Origin of the sequence: Pseudonocardia pini (genome assembly GCF_013870575.1) — a bacterium.
GTDB lineage: Bacteria > Actinomycetota > Actinomycetes > Mycobacteriales > Pseudonocardiaceae > Pseudonocardia > Pseudonocardia pini.
On record NZ_JACBXB010001089.1, the window covers coordinates 1 to 1,379 of the forward strand.

Annotated in this window: 2 protein-coding genes; both read left to right on the forward strand. The window is 73.5% G+C overall.

Annotated features, from left to right (window positions below; genetic code table 11):
- Positions 1-67: 67 nt before the first annotated feature.
- The gene (locus tag H5J29_RS32760; protein WP_181784768.1) at positions 68-895 is read left to right on the forward strand and encodes an ABC transporter permease; all 828 of its coding nucleotides are present in this window, start codon (positions 68-70) and stop codon (positions 893-895) included.
- Between the two features lie 14 nt (positions 896-909).
- A complete protein-coding gene (locus H5J29_RS32765; RefSeq protein WP_181784769.1) occupies positions 910-1,203 on the forward strand; it encodes a 4a-hydroxytetrahydrobiopterin dehydratase in 294 nt (97 codons plus the stop codon).
- Positions 1,204-1,379: the final 176 nt, after the last annotated feature.

Consider the following 1,379-nt stretch of genomic DNA (forward strand, 5'->3'; position numbering starts at 1 on the left):
TGGCCGTGCACGAGGCGCGCCGCCGTCGTCCCCGGCTGGAGGAGCTGTTCGCGCAGCTGACGGAGGGATGACCGTGCTCGAACGGACCGCGGCGCCCCTGCCGAGGATGCTCGCGGCCGAGGTCCGCTGGGTGTTCCGCAGGCCCCGCACCCTGATCACGCTGGGCCTGTTCGCGCTGATCCCGATCCTGATCGCGATCGGGGTGGTGGTCGCGGACCGGAACGGGCCGGGACTCATCGGGACCGTGGCGGGCAACGGGTTGGTACTCCCGATCGCGGCGCTCACCGTGGCGCTCGCCCTGCTCCTGCCGCTCGCGGTCGCGATGGCCGCCGCAGACGCCGTGGCGGGCGAGGCCTCGCACGGCACTCTGCGCGGGCTGCTGCTCGCGCCGGTGAGCAGGCTCCGGCTGGTCGGGGTGAAGGCCTTCGGCGTGCTGGTGGTGGCGGTCGTCGCGGTGCTGGTGATCGCCGTCGTCGGGGTGCTGGCGGGCATGGTCGTGGTCGGCAGCGCCGACGGGCAGATGGTCACCCTCTCCGGCACCACCCTCTCGCTGGGTGCGGGGCTGGCGCGGGTCGCGCTCGTGGCGCTGTGGGTCGTCGGGCAGCTCGCGGCGGTGGGGGCGGTGGCACTCGCGGTGTCGTCGCTGACCGAGCATCCGTTGGTCGTGCTGGCCTCGGTGCTCGGCGGGTTGATCACCTTCGGTGTGCTGTCCGCGATCCCGGCGCTGGACTGGCTGCAGCCGTGGCTGCTGACCAGCGGCTGGACCGCCGGGGCGGACGCGCTGCGGGATCCCGTCGTGCTCGACGCCATGGGCTCGTCCACCCTGCGCGCGCTCTGCTACGCCGCGATCGGCCTGGGTCTCGCGATCTGGCGGATGCAGCGTCGGGACGCCTAGTCCAGGATGGCCGCATGGCCGAACTGCTGAGCGACGACGAGGTCTCCGCCGCGCTGGCCGGGCTCACCGGCTGGGAGCGGGAGGGGGACTCGATCGTCCGCACCGCCGAGCTGTCGAGCTTCCCGGTCGCGATCGCCGTCGTGGGCCGGGTGGCCGAGGACGCCGAGGAGCGCGACCACCATCCGGACATCGACATCCGCTGGCGCACGCTGACCTTCCGGCTCTCCACCCATTCCGAGGGCGGACTGACCGCGAAGGACACCGAGCTGGCGGCGCAGATCGACGCCCGCATCGACGCCGCCGACTGACGCGGTGGGTCAGCCGACGCGGGGGGTCGGGATGCTGACGTCCGCCACGAACGACTCGACCTCGCTCGCCGCGGCGCCGAGCGCGTACCGCTTGTGCGCAGCCTCGCTCTGCGCCAGCCGGTAGCCCGAACGGCGGGTGCGCCGCCTGGTCCGCCACCAGCATCCTCTTGGTGATC

Excerpts from the sequence above, each read along its gene's own strand:
- H5J29_RS32765 (WP_181784769.1), top strand. The coding sequence starts at position 910 with ATGGCCGAACTGCTGAGCGACGACGAGGTCTCCGCCGCGCTGGCCGGG.
- H5J29_RS32760 (WP_181784768.1), top strand. The coding sequence starts at position 68 with ATGACCGTGCTCGAACGGACCGCGGCGCCCCTGCCGAGGATGCTCGCG.